This is a genomic window from Bradyrhizobium sp. Pha-3 (assembly GCF_042258615.1).
Taxonomy (GTDB): Bacteria; Pseudomonadota; Alphaproteobacteria; order Rhizobiales; family Xanthobacteraceae; genus Bradyrhizobium.
The window spans coordinates 8,424,609-8,441,537 of record NZ_CP170152.1 but is presented as its reverse complement, the minus strand read 5'-3'; the positions used below and the strand labels follow the sequence as shown (position 1 = coordinate 8,441,537).

At 65.2% G+C, this 16,929-nt stretch carries 17 protein-coding genes and 1 pseudogene; 12 read left to right on the top strand and 6 right to left on the bottom strand.

The annotated features are described in order from the left end of the window. Window positions 1-12: 12 nt before the first annotated feature. The 4 genes from ACE10Z_RS39480 to ACE10Z_RS39465 all read left to right on the top strand — a co-directional run bounded on the left by ACE10Z_RS39480 (window position 13) and on the right by ACE10Z_RS39465 (window position 5,977). On the top strand, window positions 13-1,023 hold the full coding sequence (locus ACE10Z_RS39480; protein ID WP_375785502.1) for an SGNH/GDSL hydrolase family protein: 1,011 nt from the start codon (window positions 13-15) through the stop codon (window positions 1,021-1,023). Window positions 1,024-1,283: 260 nt separating this feature from the next. Then, window positions 1,284-2,786 carry a glycerol kinase GlpK gene (glpK, locus tag ACE10Z_RS39475; protein WP_375785501.1) on the top strand — a complete coding sequence of 501 codons (1,503 nt, stop codon included), beginning with the start codon at window positions 1,284-1,286 and terminating at the stop codon, window positions 2,784-2,786. A 62-nt stretch (window positions 2,787-2,848) separates the two neighbouring features. Then, entirely contained in the window at window positions 2,849-5,293 is a 2,445-nt protein-coding gene (locus ACE10Z_RS39470) for a penicillin acylase family protein (protein WP_375785500.1), read from the top strand. Window positions 5,294-5,617: 324 nt separating this feature from the next. Further along, window positions 5,618-5,977 carry a hypothetical protein gene (locus ACE10Z_RS39465; protein ID WP_375785499.1) on the top strand — a complete coding sequence of 120 codons (360 nt, stop codon included), beginning with the start codon at window positions 5,618-5,620 and terminating at the stop codon, window positions 5,975-5,977. Window positions 5,978-6,028: 51 nt separating this feature from the next. Here the strand turns inward: ACE10Z_RS39465 and ACE10Z_RS39460 are convergent, their stop codons facing one another. Next, the gene (locus ACE10Z_RS39460; RefSeq protein WP_375785498.1) at window positions 6,029-6,346 is read right to left on the bottom strand and encodes a hypothetical protein; all 318 of its coding nucleotides are present in this window, start codon (window positions 6,344-6,346) and stop codon (window positions 6,029-6,031) included. Between the two features lie 149 nt (window positions 6,347-6,495). On the opposite strand from ACE10Z_RS39460, the gene ACE10Z_RS39455 reads away from it, so the two are divergent. The 6 genes from ACE10Z_RS39455 to ACE10Z_RS39430 all read left to right on the top strand — a co-directional run bounded on the left by ACE10Z_RS39455 (window position 6,496) and on the right by ACE10Z_RS39430 (window position 12,606). Then, window positions 6,496-7,089, top strand: a complete 594-nt coding sequence (locus ACE10Z_RS39455; protein WP_375790035.1) for a GNAT family N-acetyltransferase — start codon at window positions 6,496-6,498, stop codon at window positions 7,087-7,089. Between the two features lie 177 nt (window positions 7,090-7,266). Beyond that, window positions 7,267-7,893 carry a glutathione S-transferase family protein gene (locus tag ACE10Z_RS39450; RefSeq protein ID WP_375790034.1) on the top strand — a complete coding sequence of 209 codons (627 nt, stop codon included), beginning with the start codon at window positions 7,267-7,269 and terminating at the stop codon, window positions 7,891-7,893. A 392-nt stretch (window positions 7,894-8,285) separates the two neighbouring features. Further along, window positions 8,286-9,701 carry a threonine synthase gene (gene thrC / locus ACE10Z_RS39445; RefSeq protein ID WP_375785497.1) on the top strand — a complete coding sequence of 472 codons (1,416 nt, stop codon included), beginning with the start codon at window positions 8,286-8,288 and terminating at the stop codon, window positions 9,699-9,701. Next, window positions 9,701-10,990: a M16 family metallopeptidase gene (locus tag ACE10Z_RS39440; protein ID WP_375785496.1), complete on the top strand. Its 1,290-nt coding sequence runs from the start codon at window positions 9,701-9,703 to the stop codon at window positions 10,988-10,990. Before thrC ends, ACE10Z_RS39440 begins: the two co-directional genes overlap by 1 nt. Window positions 10,991-11,231: 241 nt before the next feature. Continuing rightward, window positions 11,232-11,819, top strand: a complete 588-nt coding sequence (locus ACE10Z_RS39435) for a GNAT family N-acetyltransferase (protein WP_021076543.1) — start codon at window positions 11,232-11,234, stop codon at window positions 11,817-11,819. A 139-nt stretch (window positions 11,820-11,958) separates the two neighbouring features. Then, on the top strand, window positions 11,959-12,606 hold the full coding sequence (locus ACE10Z_RS39430) for a hypothetical protein (protein WP_298368613.1): 648 nt from the start codon (window positions 11,959-11,961) through the stop codon (window positions 12,604-12,606). A 108-nt stretch (window positions 12,607-12,714) separates the two neighbouring features. Here the strand turns inward: ACE10Z_RS39430 and ACE10Z_RS39425 are convergent, their stop codons facing one another. From ACE10Z_RS39425 to ACE10Z_RS39405, 5 genes are all read right to left on the bottom strand, one after another. Beyond that, entirely contained in the window at window positions 12,715-13,200 is a 486-nt protein-coding gene (locus tag ACE10Z_RS39425) for an ATP F0F1 synthase subunit B (RefSeq protein WP_375785495.1), read from the bottom strand. 3 nt (window positions 13,201-13,203) lie between these two features. Further along, window positions 13,204-13,770, bottom strand: coding sequence for a F0F1 ATP synthase subunit B (locus ACE10Z_RS39420; protein ID WP_375785494.1), 567 nt, complete (start codon window positions 13,768-13,770; stop codon window positions 13,204-13,206). 113 nt (window positions 13,771-13,883) lie between these two features. After that, the gene (locus ACE10Z_RS39415) at window positions 13,884-14,114 is read right to left on the bottom strand and encodes a F0F1 ATP synthase subunit C (protein WP_016847054.1); all 231 of its coding nucleotides are present in this window, start codon (window positions 14,112-14,114) and stop codon (window positions 13,884-13,886) included. Between the two features lie 55 nt (window positions 14,115-14,169). Beyond that, window positions 14,170-14,919 carry a F0F1 ATP synthase subunit A gene (locus tag ACE10Z_RS39410; protein WP_375785493.1) on the bottom strand — a complete coding sequence of 250 codons (750 nt, stop codon included), beginning with the start codon at window positions 14,917-14,919 and terminating at the stop codon, window positions 14,170-14,172. Window positions 14,920-14,991: 72 nt separating this feature from the next. Continuing rightward, on the bottom strand, window positions 14,992-15,363 hold the full coding sequence (locus ACE10Z_RS39405; RefSeq protein WP_050403125.1) for an AtpZ/AtpI family protein: 372 nt from the start codon (window positions 15,361-15,363) through the stop codon (window positions 14,992-14,994). A 276-nt stretch (window positions 15,364-15,639) separates the two neighbouring features. Between ACE10Z_RS39405 and ACE10Z_RS39400 the strand changes: the two are divergent. Together ACE10Z_RS39400 and ACE10Z_RS39395 are read left to right on the top strand one after the other, a co-directional pair. Next, window positions 15,640-16,263 (top strand): annotated as a pseudogene (locus ACE10Z_RS39400) (2-hydroxychromene-2-carboxylate isomerase). 31 nt (window positions 16,264-16,294) lie between these two features. Then, window positions 16,295-16,804, top strand: a complete 510-nt coding sequence (locus tag ACE10Z_RS39395) for a hypothetical protein (RefSeq protein ID WP_375785492.1) — start codon at window positions 16,295-16,297, stop codon at window positions 16,802-16,804. The last annotated feature ends 125 nt before the right edge of the window (window positions 16,805-16,929 follow it).

The window sequence follows — 16,929 nt, the reverse complement described above, 5'->3', positions numbered from 1 at the left end:
GAAGCAGAGTTGATGCGTTTTGCCTTCCCTTTTTGCTCTGTCGCAGGGCGGAGTCTGTGCGCCGTTGCGGCGCTCGTGCTGCTCTCGCCGCTCTCGGTCGTGCCGTTGCGCGCGCAGACCGGCCAGGCCGACCAGCATGCGGCGCTGTCGCCCGGCGCCAAAGCTGAAGCTACAAAGCCTGATGCAGCGAAGCCCGCCGCGACTACCGGCGATGCGGCCGGGCGGCAGCAGCCGAGCGTTGCCGCCAAGGCGCTCGACAAGGTGAAGCAGGTGGCGAAATCCGCCAGCGACATCTTCCACCGCGTGCCCTGCCATCAGCCCACCGGCGTGCCGAACAGCACCGGCTCGCTGCCGCATGTCGCAGCCAAGCTCGCCGCCGGCAAGCCGGTCGTCATCATCGCGTTCGGCTCGTCCTCGACCCAGGGCTATGGCTCGTCGGCGCCGGAATTCACCTATCCCAACCGCCTCGCCGCGCAGCTGCGTCGGCAGTATCCCTCCGCCGACATCAGCGTGCTCAATCGCGGCAAGGGCGGCGAGGACGCGCCCGAGATGATGAAGCGGCTGCAGACCGAAGTGCTCGACGTGCATCCCGACATGGTGATCTGGCAGGTCGGCACCAACGCGGTGCTGCGCAACCTCGATCCCACCGAGACCGCCAGGCAGGTCGAGGACGGCGTGGCGCGGATCCAAGCCGACGGCGCCGACGTCGTGCTGGTCGATCCGCAATATTCGCCGCGCGTCACCGAGCGCCCGGAAAGCGCGCGCGGCATGGTGAAGCTGCTCGGCCGCATCGCCGCGCTCCGCCATGTCGGCATCTTCCCGCGCTTCGAGGTGATGCGCGACTGGCACGAGAAACAGGCGATCCCGATCGACGATTTCGTCACCGCCGACGGCCTGCACATGAACGACTGGGGCTATGCCTGCTTCGCCCAGCTGCTCGGCGACGACATCATCCGCTCGGTCGGCGCGATCAAGATCGGCGTCAACGTCCCCTCCGACGTGCGGACCTACCGGCCGATGTGATCGGTCTGGCCGCTTCTCTCCCGGCATCCAGTCTGTCACCGTCACCCTGAGGAGGCCGCGTAGCGGCCGTCTCGAAGGGGCGACGGCCCGGCTAGAGGCCGTGCATCCTTCGAGACGCGCTTCGCGCTCCTCAGGATGACGGGGCTGATTCCGTCGCGGGCTTTTGCTTCGACCATCCCGCCACACGCACCAGCAATCTTGACCTCGCCGCGGTAATCCGCTCCCTTGGCGCCTGTTACGACGCCTTAAGGGAAACGCTCATGTCTTTCGTGCTGGCCATCGATCAGGGCACCACATCGTCGCGCGCCATGGTGTTTCGCAGCGACATCTCCATCGCCGCGGTCGCGCAGCAGGAGTTTCCGCAGCATTTCCCGGCCTCCGGCTGGGTCGAGCACGAGCCGGAGGACATCTGGACCTCGACCGTGATGGTGTGCCGCGAGGCGCTGGAGAAGGCAGGCCTCAAGGCGAAAGACATCGCCGCGATCGGCATCACCAACCAGCGCGAGACCACCGTGGTGTGGGACCGCGCCACCGGCCAGGCCGTGCACCGCGCCATCGTTTGGCAGGACCGCCGCACCGCCGACATCTGCGCCAAACTGAAGAGCGAAGGCCATGAGCCCGCGATCTCGGCCAAGACCGGCCTGATCATCGACCCTTATTTCTCGGGGACGAAAGTCGCCTGGATCCTCGATCACGTGCCGGGCGCGCGTGAGCGCGCCGAGCGCGGCGAGCTGTTGTTCGGCACGGTCGACTGCTATTTGCTGTGGCGGCTCACCGGCGGACGGGTACACGCGACCGACGCCACCAACGCCTCGCGCACGCTGCTGTTCAACATCCACACCGGTGCGTGGGACGACGACCTCGTCAACCTCTTGCGCGTGCCGCGCTCGATGCTGCCCGAGGTGAAGGATTCCTCCGCCCGGTTCGGCGAGAGCACGGCTGACCTGTTCGGCGGCCCGATCGCGATCTCCGGCATCGCCGGCGACCAGCAGGCCGCGACCATCGGCCAGGCCTGCTTCGAGCCCGGCATGATGAAGTCGACCTACGGCACCGGCTGCTTCGCGCTGCTCAACACCGGCACCACGCCGGTGGCGTCGAAGAACAAGCTGCTCACCACGATCGCCTACCAGCTCAATGGCCAGCGCACCTACGCGCTGGAGGGCTCGATCTTCGTCGCCGGCAGCGCGGTGCAATGGCTGCGCGACGGGCTCGGCATCATCAAGCACGCCGCCGAGACCGGGCCGCTTGCCGACAAATCCGACTCGATGCAGAGCGTCTACCTGGTGCCGGCCTTCGTCGGCATGGGCGCACCCTACTGGAATCCGCGGGTGCGCGGCGCACTGTTCGGGCTGACCCGCAACACCGGCCCGGCCGAGCTCGCACATGCGACGCTGGAGAGCGTCTGCTACCAGACCTTCGACCTGTGGGCCGCGATGCGCACCGACTGGCCGGAGGCCAATGCCGCCAACACCGTGCTGCGCGTCGACGGCGGCATGACGGCGTCGGACTGGACCATGCAACGGCTTGCCGATCTGCTCAACGCGCCGGTCGATCGCCCGATGATCCAGGAGACCACGGCGTTAGGGGCGGCCTATCTCGCCGGCCTCGAGGCCGGCGTCTACCCGGAGCCGGCGAAGTTCGCCGACAATTGGCGGCTCGAGCACCGCTTCAGGCCGGCGATGAGCGAGGCAACGCGTGACCGCAAGCTCGCCGGCTGGGCCCGCGCGGTAAAGGGCGTGCTGGCGAGCGACGAGGGGGAGTAGTGCGCCGGCTGAAAAACCCGGATCAAGTCTCGTACCAAAAATAACAACCATCGGAGAACAACATGAACACGGATCTCAACCGCGTCGCGAAACTACTCACCGCCGCGCTCTGCACCGCGTGGCTCGCCGCGCCTGCCGTCGCGCGCGAGAAGGCGAGCGCGCTTGTCGCGGCGCGCGAGGTCAAGACCGACGTCGCCGGGCTGAAGGCTCCGGGCCAGATACTGGTCGACGTCTGGGGCATTCCGCACATCTATGCCGGCAACGAGCACGACCTGTTCTTCCTGCAGGGCTTCAACGCCGCGCGCGACCGGCTCTCGCAGATCGATCTCTGGCGCAAGCGCGGCCTCGGTCTCTTGGCGAAAGACTTTGGCCCCGCCTATGCCGAGCAGGACAAGGCGCTGCGGCTCTTCCTCTATCGCGGCGACATCAACGCGGAATGGGCCGCCTATGGCCCGAAGGCGAAAACCTATGCCGAGGCCTTCGTCGCCGGCGTCAACGCCTATGTCGCCGACGTCAAGGCGGGCAAGCGGCCGCTGCCGATCGAGTTCAGGATCGCGGGCACGATGCCGGACCTGTGGTCGGCGGAGGATGTCGTGCGCGTCCGCAGCCATGGCCTGACCCGCAACGTCGCCTCCGAGGTGAAGCGCGCGCTGGTCGCCTGCGCCGCGGGCCTCGATGCCGATCGCTTCCGCGTCAAGCTCGAGCCCACCTGGACCACCAAGATCCCCGATGGGCTCGACCCGTGCAGCGTGCCGAAGGGCGTGCTCGCGGCCTATGACCTGGCCACGCGCCCGGTGAAGTTCGCCGCGCCGAAGGACCAGAAGGCGGCGCTGGCGCATGATCCCGACAAATTCCTGGCCGAGGCCGATCAGCAGCGCGACACCATCGGCTCCAACAATTGGGTGATCGCCGCGTCGCGCACCGCGACGGGACGGCCGATCCTCGCCAACGATCCGCATCGCGAGCACTCGGTGCCGTCGCTGCGCTACATCGTCGGCCTCAACGCACCCGGCATCTCGGTGATCGGCGCCGGCGAGCCGGCGCTGCCGGGCATCTCGATCGGCCACAACGATACCATCGCGTTCGGCCTCACCATCTTCAACGTCGACCAGGAAGACCTCTACATCTACGAGCTCAACCCTGATAATCCGAACCAATACCGCTACGGCACCGGCTGGGAGGACATGCGCATCGTGCACGAGAAGGAGGCGGTGAAGGGTGAAGCCGACCGCGACCTCGAGCTGAAGTTCACCCGCCATGGCCCGGTGATCTATGTCGACGCCGACAAGAAGCATGCGTTTGCCGTGCGCTCGATCTGGTTCGAGCCGGGCACCTCGGCCTATTTCGGCTCGTCCGACTACATGACCGCGAAGTCGTGGAACGGCTTCCTCGGCGCGATGCGGCGCTGGGGCGCGCCGTCGGAGAACCAGGTCTATGCCGACACGTCAGGCAATATCGGCTGGGTTGCTGCCGGCAAGACGCCGCGCCGCACCAGCTTCGATGGGCTGATGCCGGTGCCGGGCGATGGCCGCTACGAGTGGCAGGGTTTTCTGTCGCTCGACGAGCTGCCGAAGCAGTACCAGCCGAAGCAGGGCTTCATCGCCACCGCCAACCAGATGAACCTGCCGGCGGATTATCCGGTCAACGAGCGCAGGGTCGGCTTCGAATGGGCCGACAGCGCGCGCTGGCAGCGCATCGTCGAGGTGCTGCAGGCCAACAGCAAGGTGACGCTGGCGGATGCGATGGCTTTGCAGAACGATGACACCGGCATGCTCGCGCGGCGCCTCGTCGCATTGCTGAAGCCGCTGTCATCCGACGATGCCAATGTGAGGAAGGGCCTCGATCTGTTGAAGGCGTGGGACGCGCGCGACGCAGCCGATAGTGCTGCGGCCGCGGTCTACGAGGTCTGGATCGCGAACCATCTCGGCCCGGTGCTGCTCAAGACCACGGCGCCGAAGGCGGCCGAGCTGATCGCGCCAGAAGCCTCCAGCATCTCCGCGATCGTCGATTATCTCGAAAAGCCTGATGCGGCGCTCGGCAGCGATCCCGCCGGCGGACGCGACCGCGTGCTGCGCGACAGCCTCGGCGCGGCCGTTGCCGATGTCGCCGACAAGCTCGGGCCCGATGCGTCCATGTGGCGCTGGGGCCGCCTGCATGTCGCCAGGTTCGATCACGCGCTGATGCCGCTCGCCGACAAGGCAACTGCCGCGCAGATGTCGGTCGGTCCGCTCGCCTTCGGCGGTGCCGCCAACGTACCGCGCGCCGCCACCTATCGCCGCTCCGACTATCATCTGATCTCCGGCGCCTCGTTCCGCATGGTGCTCGATGTCGGCAATTGGGATGCGAGCCGCACCATCAACACACCAGGCCAGTCCGGCGATCCGTTCAGCGGCCACTACCGCGACCTAGCGCCGCTGTGGGCGACGGGCCAGTATGTGCCGCTGCTCTACAGCCGCCCGGCGGTGGAAGCCGCGACCGCGGAGGCGATCGCGCTGACGCCGCGGTGAGAGGCGGTCAGGTCTCACTGGCTGCGCCACAAACTCCGCTGTCGTCCCTGCTTTCGCAGGGACGACAGCGAGTGTGTGGCAAGCGCCGCGCTGACTTTTCCAGCTTCTCCTGAAGGCGGAAGCGCGACGCGGGACGCACATGCGCGAATGCCAACGAGCGCTGCGGCCGTCCGCCACAATTCACTTTATTCACTTTGTGCCATCGACCTGGCGACGCGGCTGGATCTCTTGCAGCGAGCGTTTGCGATTTGCGCACGGACTTCCCGTTGCGTTGTGCGCGAGGGTCCAAGAAGAGGTGGCTTCCACCTGTTAGTCTGATCGATCGTGATCGACGCCGCGCTGTGGCGATTTTCACATGCGGCGCGAGAACGAATTTTCTGGAAGCGATTGAAAGCTCGACTGGTTAATTCACAGGAGCTGGCCATGACGAAAATCATTCTTGTTTCGATCGCACTTGCTTCTCTCTCCACGGCGGCACTTGCTGATGCACGAACGGCGGGACACCGGACCCACCATAGCCACCTCGTGATGGGTACAGCGCTGAGCCCTGCCGTGCTCAACGCCAACGCCAGTCTCAGCGGCGATGTCAGCGACCATGCGATGCATACGCGGAACCTGCGCGATTCTGGCTACAAGCCGAAGGACGATTTCGACTCTTACGGCAATGTGTGGGTTGGCAATTAACGGAATGCGGGAGGGCATGGGGAGCCCTCCTCAAAACGGGTTCAAGCTGGTCTATCCGCTCGAGTGAGCGACAGCGGGTGTGGCTGGTAACCCCGTCTGCTTCTCCTGCAGCTCCAACATCGCGCGCAGCGTGTCGTCGCTGAGCTTGCCGTTCGGTGACGGCGCGCGCGGCTCGACGGTCTCGACCGGTCGCGCATGTTGCGGAAGCATCGGAGCGCTGCGCAGCGATGCACCATCCTCGATGTCGGCAGCCTCACCAGTTGCATTCGCACCATACGCATAACCAACGCCTCGCCGGCGCCGCGCGGACTTCGGCTTCGGTGGCGGCGGCGTATAAATGATCGGCGGCAGCGCATGATGGCGCGACACGGTGGTTGCTCCGGTGCCCTCTGCACATGGAGCCGCTGATTCGCCAAAACGCCCACTGACAAATCGGTAACATTGTTACGCGGCGTTGCATTGCATCTGCCGCGACATGCGGATATGTCGCGCCGACAATGCAGAAAAAAGGTTGCGCGATGCTGCTGCCCGACGGCACTTCCGACATTCCCCGCGGCACGGTCGCCGCCGTCGTCACACATCTGGAAATGACCGAGCGCCCGCCGTCGCGCAACGATCCGCCGGGCGCGTGGCGCCTGCGCAGGGTCGAGCCGCCGGCGCTCGATTGGTACCGCGATCTCTACCGCCGCGTCGGCGAGGAATGGCTGTGGTTCACCCGCACCGGGCTCGATGCCGCCGATCTCGCCGGGCGGATTCACGCGCCCGGCGTCGAGCTCTACGGGCTGGTCGTCGACGGCCAGGATGAAGGCCTGCTCGAACTCGATTTCAGCGAGCCGGGTGAGTGCCAGCTGCTCTATTTCGGCGTCACCGCAAAATTCATCGGCACCGGCGCCGCGCGCTTCCTGATGAACCGCGCGCTCGAGATCGCCTGGTCGGGCGACGTCAGCCGTGTCTGGGTGCACACCTGCACCTTCGACCATCCCTCCGCGATCGCGTTCTACCAGCGCTCCGGCTTCCGTGCGTTCAAGCGGCAGATCGAGGTGGCCGACGATCCCAGGCTCGACGGCAGATTGCCGCGCGATGCGGCGCGGCATGTGCCGGTGATCGGGTAGCGAGACCGGATCATGATCCGGTTGCAACGCAGCGCAAGCCATCTAGGATGATGCAAAGCGCAACCCGCTTGTTCCGTCGTTATGCCCGGGCTTGACCCGGGCATCCATCTTGCTTCGAAGAAAGTTCTTGGAGCGATGGATTGCCGGGTCAAGCCCGGCAATGACGAGTATGCAAGCATGTTCCTGATCGGCCAGTACGACTCGCCCTTCGTCCGCCGCACCGCGATTGCGTTGCGGCTCTATGGACTGCCGTTCGAGCACAAGCCGTGGTCGACCTTCAGCGATGCGGAGAAGGTTGCGGCCTACAATCCGGTGCGGCGGGTGCCGACGCTGGTGCTCGATGATGGCGAGGCGCTGATCGAGAGCAGTGCAATCCTGGATTATCTCGACGAACTGGTCGGGCCGGAGCGGGCGATGATTGCGCGCTCGGGGCCCGAGCGGCGCAGGCATCTGCGCATCACGGCGCTGGCGACCGGGCTCGCCGACAAGTCGGTGAGCCTTGTCTACGAGCGCGTGCTGCGCAAGGAGCAGTTGAAGCTGTGGGTCGAGCGTTGCGAGGCGCAGATTTCCGGCGTGCTCGCGGTGCTGGAGAGGGAGCGCGCGGCGGTGCCGTCGCCGTATTGGCTGGGCGATCGCATTGGTCACGCCGATATCGCAGTGGCCTGCGCGCTCCGCTTCACCGGCGAGGCGCATCCGCATCTTTTCGATGGGCACTATCCAGCGCTCAAGGCCCACGCCGCGCGCTGCGAAGCGCTGCCGCCGTTCCAGGAGATCGTGCAGCCGCTGGCGCCGCCGAGCGGTTAGGGCGCGTATTTCCCAATTCTGTCCGACGCCACTCCACGATGCGCAATTCCGCATCTTGAGCCGAGAACCATCCTCGTCGTCCTGGCGAAAGCCAGGACCCATTACCCCGAATCTCAATTGTTGCGCGACGCTGGGGCTGCCATCCCGTTCATCACCAAATGCAGTGGTTATGGATCCTGGCTTTCGCCAGGATGACGAACGGAGAGAGCCGCACGCAATCCATTCCGTCACGACGAAATTCACCGCTCCTCGCTCCCCCGGCGCGCGTGCTTCGGGCTACCCATTGCCGGTCCGATCTTCTATGGTGAACCACATCGGGTCGCATGCGGCGAACTCGATAAATCCATGATATCAAAGGCTTAAGGCTCTAATCGAAGCCTTTGGAGGGCGGTTTGACGCGGTATATTTCGACCCGGGGTGAGGCCCCGGTGCTTGGCTTCTGCGATGTGATGCTGACCGGGCTTGCCCGTGACGGCGGGCTTTACGTGCCCGAGACCTGGCCGCAATTGTCGCCCGAGACCATCGCGGCCTTCTTCGGTCGTCCCTATTGGGAGGTCGCGGTCGAGATCATCCGGCCGTTCGTCGCCGGCGAGATTTCCGACGCCGAGCTCGGCCGCATGGCGAACGAGGCCTATGCCACCTTCCGCCATCCCGCCGTCGTGCCGCTCGACCAGGTCGGGCCGAACCAGTTCCTGCTCGAGCTGTTCCATGGGCCGACGCTGGCGTTCAAGGACGTCGCGATGCAGCTGATCTCGCGGCTGATGGATCATGTGCTGGCCAAGCGCGCGCAACGCACCACCATCGTGGTCGCGACCTCGGGCGATACCGGCGGCGCCGCGGTCGATGCCTTTGCCAATCTCGACAATGCCGACCTCGTGGTGCTGTTCCCGAACGGGCGCATCTCCGAGGTGCAGCGCCGCATGATGACGACGACCGGCGCTGCCAATGTCCATGCGCTGGCGATCGAAGGCACCTTCGACGATTGCCAGGCGCTGGTGAAGGAGATGTTCAACAACCATCGCTTCCGCGACCAGGTGGCGCTGTCGGGCGTCAACTCGATCAATTGGGCGCGCATCGTGGCGCAGGTGGTGTATTATTTCACCTCGGCGGTGGCGCTCGGCGCGCCGCAGCGGACGGTGGATTTCACGGTGCCGACCGGCAATTTCGGCGACATCTTCGCGGGCTATGTCGCCAAGCGCATGGGGCTGCCGATCCGCTGGTTGCGGATCGCCGCCAACGTCAACGACATCCTGCCGCGCACGCTGAAGACTGGCAATTACGAGGTGCGCGAAGTGCATGCGACGGCGTCGCCGTCGATGGACATCCAGGTGTCCTCGAATTTCGAGCGGCTGCTGTTCGAGGCGAGCGGCCGCGACGCCGATCAAGTGCGCCGCCTGATGGCCTCGCTGAAGCAGTCCGGCCGCTTCGTGCTGCCGGATGCGACGCTGGCCGCGGTGCGCCGTGATTTCGACGCCGGCCGCGCCGACGAGACCGAGACGGCGGCCGCGATCCGCGCCGCCTGGCGTGAGGCCGGCGATCTCGTCGATCCGCACACCGCGGTGGCGCTTGCGGTTGCCGATCGCGACACCTCGGACTCGAAGATCCCGAACATCGTGCTGTCGACCGCGCATGCGGCCAAATTCCCCGATGCGGTCGAGGCCGCCTGCGGGGTGCGTCCGCAGCTGCCGGCCTGGCTCGGAAGCCTGATGACGAAATCCGAACACATGACGGTCATGAAGAATGATTCCGCCGAGGTCGAGCGCTTCGTGCAGTCGGTCAGCCGTGCCGCCAAGCAGGGAGTTGCCTGATGAGTGTTGAAATCACCAAGCTGCCGAGCGGCCTGACCGTCGTTACCGACACCATGCCGCATCTGGAGACCGCGGCGCTTGGGGTCTGGGCCGGGGTCGGCGGGCGCGACGAAAAGCCGAACGAGCACGGCATCTCGCATCTCTTGGAACACATGGCGTTCAAGGGCACCGCGCGGCGCTCCTCGCGCGAGATCGTCGAGGAGATCGAGGCGGTCGGCGGCGACCTCAATGCCGGGACCTCGACCGAGACCACGGCCTATTACGCGCGGGTGATGAAGGCCGACGTGCCGCTGGCGCTCGACGTGCTCTCCGACATCCTCGCCAATCCGTCGTTCGTGCCGGACGAGCTGGAGCGCGAGAAGAGCGTCATCGTGCAGGAGATCGGCGCGGCGCAGGATACGCCCGACGACGTCGTGTTCGAGCACCTCAACGAGCTCTGCTATCCGGACCAGCCGATGGGCCGCTCGCTGCTCGGCACCGCCAAGACGCTGAAGGCCTTCAACCGCGACACGCTGCGCGGCTATCTGTCGACGCATTATCGCGCCCCGGATATGGTGGTCGCCGCCGCCGGCGCCGTCGATCACAAGCGCGTCGTCGAGGACGTCGCCGCGAAATTCGCCAGCTTCGACGCCACGCCGGCGCCGAAGCCGCAGGCCGCGATGTTCGGCAAGGGCGGCTCGCGGGTGGTGCATCGCGATCTCGAGCAGGCGCATCTGACGCTGGCGCTCGAAGGCGTGCCGCAGACCGACCTGTCGCTGTTCTCGCTGCAGGTCTTCACCAACACGCTCGGCGGCGGGATGTCGTCGCGGCTGTTCCAGGAGGTGCGCGAAAAGCGCGGGCTGTGCTACTCGATCTACACCTTCCACGCCCCCTACACCGACACCGGCTTCTTCGGCCTCTACACCGGGACCGATCCCGCCGACGCGCCGGAAATGATGGAAGTCATCGTCGACGTCATTAATGACGCGGTGGAAACCCTGACCGAGGCCGAGGTCGCCCGCGCCAAGGCGCAGATGAAGGCCGGCCTCTTGATGGCGCTGGAAAGCTGTTCATCCCGGGCCGAGCAGCTGGCACGCCATGTGCTAGCCTACGGCCGGCCGCAGACGGTGGAAGAGCTGGTGGCGCGGATCGACGCGGTCAGCGTCGAATCGAGCCGCAACGCCGCCCGCGCGCTGCTGTCGCGCAGCCGGCCCGCCGTTGTTGCACTCGGCAGCGGCAGGGGTCTGGACACGGCGGTGTCTTTTGCGGAAGGATTGACGAAGTCGAAGGCAAAGACGCTGCTGCATTAGGGATTGAGCTGACCTCGCCCCGCTCTTGCGGGGAGAGCATGGGCCGCCTACCGGCGGCCGTTGACGGACATACGCCGAGGCGGAGCCTCGGCTATGGCCGAAGGCTTCGGGTGAGGGGTCGAGCCGCAGATTGAGGCTGCGGAAAGGGCCCTCACCCCGACCCTCCAAGAGCGAGCTTTGCTCGTCTTGACCCCGCAAGAGCGGGCGAGGGAGAAGTAGTCCGGCGGGGGAGTGTTGGGCCATGGCCCTGTTTCGTTTGCCGTCTGGTGGACCGGCCGCACTGATGCCGCGGGGTCACGGGCTTTTGCTGCGTGCGCCGCAAATGTCGGATTTCCCGCAATGGGCGCAATTGCGCGAGTTCAGCCGCGCCTATCTCACGCCATGGGAGCCGATCTGGCCCTCCGACGACCTGACCCGCGCGGGCTTCCGCCGCAGGTTGCGCCGCTACAGCGAGGATATCGCCGCCGACCGCTCCTATCCGTTCATCATCTTCCGCGAATCGGACGGGGTGATGATCGGCGGTATCACGCTTGCCAATGTCCGCCGCGGCATCGTGCAGGCCGGCACGATCGGCTATTGGGTCGGCCTGCCGCACGCCCATCGCGGCTACATGACGACGGCGCTGCGGGTGCTGCTGCCCTCGCTGTTCGGCGAGCTCAACCTGCATCGCATCGAGGCGGCCTGCATTCCCTCCAATGCGTCGTCGATCCGCGTGCTGGAGAAATGCGGCTTCACCCGCGAGGGCCTGGCGCGGCGCTATCTCTGCATCAACGGGATCTGGCAGGACCACCTGCTGTTCGGCCTGCTGCACGAGGATTTCCGCGGTTGAATCTTAAGCCTGTTGGCTGATGGCGGGCCCGCCGCCCGGCGCCTCCTGGATGCCCTGTTAGATGCCTTGGGTTCGCCGCCATTGCCTTGCTATAACGCCCGCGAAACGGGGAACCGGGTTTTGAGATTTGAGGGTATTGATGGGTGACAGGGTGATCAGGTTCGCGCTCGCGGCGGCGGTATCGATCGGTCTCGGTGCCACCCTGCTGCCGGAGGCCGGCTCGGCGCAGTCGCTGAGCGACCGCTTCAAGAGCCTGTTCGGCGGCGGTTCGTCGGATTCGAAGCCGGCGACGCCAGCGGCGCCGCAGCCGCTCAACGATGCCGACGCCGGGCTAACCTGCCCGCCGGTGCAGATCCGCTCCGGGGCTTCGACCTATTCGGTCGCTGTGGACGGCAAGGAAGCGGTCGGCAACGACGTCAAATTCCTGGCCTCGATCACGCGCACGGCGCGGGAATGCAATCTGAACAGCGGCCAGATCACGGCCAAGATCGGTATCCAGGGGCGGGTCATCGTCGGCCCCCAGGGCGCACCGCCGACCATCCAGGTGCCGCTGCGCGTCGCCGTGGTGAAGGGCGGCGTCGGCGAGAAGACCATCGCCACCAAGGCCTACACCACCACGGTGCAGATGGACGACAGCGGCAGCGTGCCGTTCAGCCTGGTCGCCGAGGATGTCGTCTATCCGGCGCCGTCGGCCGCGGAGAACGACGATTATGTCTTCTATATCGGCTTCGATCCGCAGGCGCTGAAGCCGGAGCCCAAGCCCCGCGCGCCGCACAAGAAGAAGTAGCGGCTGCCGCCGTGACGGGGCCGGTAGAATAAGGAAGCAGCAGGAACGAAGAAAAAGGCCGGCGCGATGATCTCGCGCCGGCCTTTTCCGGAAAGAAGTGTGATCGCGTCAGTTCAGCTTGGAGCGGACTTCGGCGATGCCCTTGCCGACGAGGTCGTCGGCAACCGAGCCCTTGACCGACTGCGACAGGATGGTCGAGGCGGCGGTCACGGCGGCGTTGGCCGCGGCGGCACGCACATCGGCCACGGCCTGTGCCTCGGCCTGGGCGATCTTGCCTTCGGCGGTCTTGGTCCGCCGGGTGACAAAATCTTCCATCTTGGCCTTGGCTTCAGCCGCGATCCGTTCGGCTTCGGCCTTGGCGTTGGAGATGATGTCGGCGGCTTCGCGCTCCGCGCTGGCGCGGCGTGCCTTGTATTCGCCGAGCAGCTTGTTGGCCTCGTCCTTCAGACGGCGGGCGTCCTCGAGCTCGGCCTTGATGCGCTCGGCACGATGATCGAGCGCCGTCAGCAGGGTGCGATGGACGCCGAGGTAGCCGAACACGACCAGCAGAATGACGAAGGCGATCGCAACCCAGGTTTCCGGTTCGTAAAACATCGTCTATCCCTTCAGCGACGCGTCGACGGCGCTGTTGACCGCATTCGCGTCCGGCGTGACGCCGGCGAGTTGCTGGACGATGGCGCCGGCCGCATCCGCCGCGATGCCGCGGACGTTGCTCATGGCGTTGGTCCGGGTCGTTGCGATCTGCTTCTCGGCGTCGGCGAGCTTGGCCGCCAGCTTCTCTTCCAGCGCCTTGCGCTCGACTTCCGAGGCCGCGTTCAGCTTCTCGCGGGTCTCGTTGCCGATCGCCTGCGCGTTGGAACGCGCGTTCGCCAGCTCGGTTTCATAGGCCTTCAGCGCCGCGTCGGACTCGTCCTTCAGCTTCTGCGCCTCGGCCAGATCGCCCTCGATCTTGTTCTGGCGTGCATCGATCGTCCCGCCGACGCGCGGCAGTGCGATACGCGACACGATCAGATAGAGCGCGACAAATGCAATCGCCAGCGACACCAGCTGCGAAGCGAAATTGGAGGAATCGAACGGCGGAAAGGTTCCGCCGTGATGTCCGCCATCGGCCTCGGTGTGGGCGCCGGCATTCTGGCCTTTTGCCTCGCCATGACTCTCAGCCACGGTGTTCTCCTGTTGCTGTCATGCGCGCCGCCCTTGAGATGACCATCGGGCGGCGCGACGGGTTACCGCGAGAGCGGAACCGGGTTGCCGCTAATGCGGAACCGGGTTGCCGCTCAGAGCGGAACGAACAGCAGAAGCAGCGCGATCAGCAGCGAGAAGATGCCGAGCGCTTCGGTCACGGCGAAGCCGAAGATCAGGTTGCCGAACTGGCCCTGAGCGGCCGACGGGTTACGCACCGCAGCGGCGAGGTAGTTGCCGAAGATGATGCCCACGCCGACGCCCGCACCGCCCATGCCGATGCACGCGATGCCCGCGCCGATAAGTTTTGCTGCTGCCGGTTCCATTTGTAGCTCCTTGAGAAAGATAGACAGATTGGTGGGTGGAGATTCCCCGGACCGCTTAGTGTCCCGGATGAATGGCGTCGTTGAGGTAGATGCAGGTCAGGATCGCGAACACGTAGGCCTGCAGGAATGCGACCAGCAGTTCGAGCGCGTACAGCGCGACCGTGAGCGCCAGCGGCAGCACGCCGCCGAACCAGCCGAGCGCGCCGAGCGAGAAGCCGAGCATCGCGACGAAGCCCGCGAACACCTTCAGCGCGATGTGGCCGGCCAGCATGTTGGCGAACAGACGAACGCTATGCGAGACCGGGCGCAGGAAGAACGACAGGATCTCGATGAACATGACCAGCGGCAGGATGTAGATCGGAACGCCGTGGGGGACGAAGATACTGAAGAATTTCAGGCCGTTCTTGTAGAGGCCGTAGATCAGAACGGTGAAGAACACCAACAGCGCAAGGGCTGCGGTAACGATCAGATGGCTCGAGATCGTGAAGGTGTAGGGGATGATGCCCACGAGGTTCGAGACGCAGATGAACATGAAGAGCGAGAAGATCAGCGGGAAGAACTTCATGCCCTCCGCACCGGCGTTGCCGCGAACGGTGCTGGCGACGAATTCGTAGGAGATCTCGGCGACCGACTGCAGACGCCCCGGAACCAGGTCCCGGCCGCTCGCCAGCATCAGCAGCGCGATCAGCAGCACCGCGATGAGCATGAAGAGCGACGAATTGGTGAAGGCGATCGTGTGATTGCCGATGTGGCCGAGCGTGAAGAGGGGCTCGATATTGAACTGGTGGATCGGGTCGATTTTCATCCGCGCGGCTCTTGGTCCACCGGCCATCGTGCCGGTAATCGAATTTCAAATGTCGTGACTTCCCGCCAGCGCTCAGCGCTTGCCCGAGGCCACGCCCGCGGACCTCACCACGTTGACCACGCCGGCGACGAAGCCGAGCAGCGTTAACACGATGAAGCCGAATGGCGACGTCGACAGCAAACGGTCGAACCCCCAGCCAATCGCCGCTCCGACGGCAACGCCCGCGATCAGCTCCGAGGAAAGACGAAAACCGAGCGCCATCGCCGAAGCTCTGGCGGCACTGTCCCCGCTTTCAGTACCGGATTGATCAGTCTTGCTCCTGCGGCTGTCGCGAATTTCTGACAACCGATGATCGAGACTTCCGAGCCTTGCGGAAAGCGCAGCTTCGTCAGGAGGCGATTGATCGCGACTTCCATCTGCGCCGTCGTTGGTGTTCTCAGCCATGCTGCAAACACTAACCGATGCCGCGGATGATGGAAATTGCGCCCGTCCCCGTCAAAAGCCGCGCGGACCATACTTACCGCGTCTAATCAAGTCAAGATTGCGTCGTAACCAGTTATTGCTTTGATTCTGCTGGATTTATTTGGAGATATTCAAGGTCAGAGTGACGCAGTGTTCGCAGTGCAACAGCTTGTATGGTTTGAAGCGATGTTGCCTGGCATTTCCGGCTCTGCTGGGATCACCGAAAGTCCTTACCACCTCACGCAGTCAAGGTTCCGCATGTCACGCCAGATCGATTACTACTTCTCGCTGCAATCGCCTTGGGCCTATATCGGCCACAAACCCTTCGTGCGGCTCGTAAAGGCTTACGATATCAAGGTAAATTACCGGCCCGTGCTGCTGGTCGATTTGTTCTCGGAGACCGGCGGGCTGCCGCTCGCACAGCGCCATCCGGTGCGGTAGCGCTACCGAATGATCGAGTTGCAGCGCTGGCGCGACAAGCGCGGGCTCAATTTTCACCTGCAGCCGGCCAACTGGCCGTTCAATGGGCGGCTTGCCGATGGCGTCGTGATTGCGCTGCTCGAGGCCGGCCTCGACCCCGAGCCGTTCTTGCAACGCGCCTATCCCGCGGTGTGGGAGCTTGAGCTCAATCTTGCCGATGCTGAGACGCTGGTGAAGCTCGCCGACGATGCTGGCTTGCCCGGCCGGCAGCTGGTGGAGCGCTCGGGGTCCGATGCGATCAGCGCCGCCTATGAGCAGAATCGCCAGACTGCATTGGATGCCGGCGTGTTCGGCTCGCCCGGCTATGTACTCGATGGCGAGGTCTTCTGGGGGCAGGACCGGATCGAATTGCTGGAGGACGCGTTGAAGTCAGGCCGCAAGCCCTATAGCTCTGTGGTCTAGGGGCAGGAATCAGGTTGAGGCGGAGCAAGCCATGCCCATCGCGATGTCGTCCTCGAAATTGTCCATCGCAATTGTTGCCATCCTGATCACAAGCGGCGCGGCGCTCGCGCAAACCGCGCCCGATACAGAGAACGGCCGTTATGCGCTGTCGCCGGCCGGCGATGGCTTCCTACGGCTCGACACCCGCACCGGCGCGGTGTCGACCTGCACCAATTCCAGCGCCGGCTGGGCCTGTTACATGGTGCCCGACGAGCGGGCGGCGCTGGATGCAGAGGTCGGCCGCCTGCAAGCCGACAATGACAAGCTGAAAGGCGAGCTCGCCGCGGGCGCACCATCGGCCAAGACCGACGAGGCGCTGCCGAAATCGGATTCGCTGAAGAAGGCTGAGCCGAAGGTCGCGGAGGGCGAGCGCAAGATCGAGATTCCGCTGCCGAGCGACCGCGACATGGATCGCATGATGTCGTTCGTCGAGCGGGCCTGGCGGCGGCTGATCGAGATGGCCAACCGCGTACAGCGCGACGTCAACGGCGGCAAGATTTGAGGTGACGCCGGCGCTGTTTCTACAGCGTCGTCCCGGCCTAGTGTCCCGAATCCGAAGTTCGTATCATTCGCCGCACCTTCGGAGCCAACTTCGGATTCGATAAGGACACTAGCAAACTTATGATT

What these genes read in the sequence shown, in the direction of transcription:
- glpK (WP_375785501.1), top strand. Translation starts at nt 1,284, where the DNA reads ATGTCTTTCGTGCTGGCCATCGATCAGGGCACCACATCGTCGCGCGCC.
- ACE10Z_RS39470 (WP_375785500.1), top strand. Translation starts at nt 2,849, where the DNA reads ATGAACACGGATCTCAACCGCGTCGCGAAACTACTCACCGCCGCGCTC.
- ACE10Z_RS39440 (WP_375785496.1), top strand. Translation starts at nt 9,701, where the DNA reads ATGAGTGTTGAAATCACCAAGCTGCCGAGCGGCCTGACCGTCGTTACC.
- ACE10Z_RS39430 (WP_298368613.1), top strand. Translation starts at nt 11,959, where the DNA reads ATGGGTGACAGGGTGATCAGGTTCGCGCTCGCGGCGGCGGTATCGATC.
- ACE10Z_RS39435 (WP_021076543.1), top strand. Translation starts at nt 11,232, where the DNA reads ATGGCCCTGTTTCGTTTGCCGTCTGGTGGACCGGCCGCACTGATGCCG.
- ACE10Z_RS39405 (WP_050403125.1), bottom strand. Translation starts at nt 15,363, where the DNA reads ATGGCTGAGAACACCAACGACGGCGCAGATGGAAGTCGCGATCAATCG.
- ACE10Z_RS39415 (WP_016847054.1), bottom strand. Translation starts at nt 14,114, where the DNA reads ATGGAACCGGCAGCAGCAAAACTTATCGGCGCGGGCATCGCGTGCATC.
- ACE10Z_RS39425 (WP_375785495.1), bottom strand. Translation starts at nt 13,200, where the DNA reads ATGTTTTACGAACCGGAAACCTGGGTTGCGATCGCCTTCGTCATTCTG.
- ACE10Z_RS39450 (WP_375790034.1), top strand. Translation starts at nt 7,267, where the DNA reads ATGTTCCTGATCGGCCAGTACGACTCGCCCTTCGTCCGCCGCACCGCG.
- ACE10Z_RS39395 (WP_375785492.1), top strand. Translation starts at nt 16,295, where the DNA reads ATGCCCATCGCGATGTCGTCCTCGAAATTGTCCATCGCAATTGTTGCC.
- ACE10Z_RS39480 (WP_375785502.1), top strand. Translation starts at nt 13, where the DNA reads ATGCGTTTTGCCTTCCCTTTTTGCTCTGTCGCAGGGCGGAGTCTGTGC.
- ACE10Z_RS39410 (WP_375785493.1), bottom strand. Translation starts at nt 14,919, where the DNA reads ATGAAAATCGACCCGATCCACCAGTTCAATATCGAGCCCCTCTTCACG.
- ACE10Z_RS39455 (WP_375790035.1), top strand. Translation starts at nt 6,496, where the DNA reads ATGCTGCTGCCCGACGGCACTTCCGACATTCCCCGCGGCACGGTCGCC.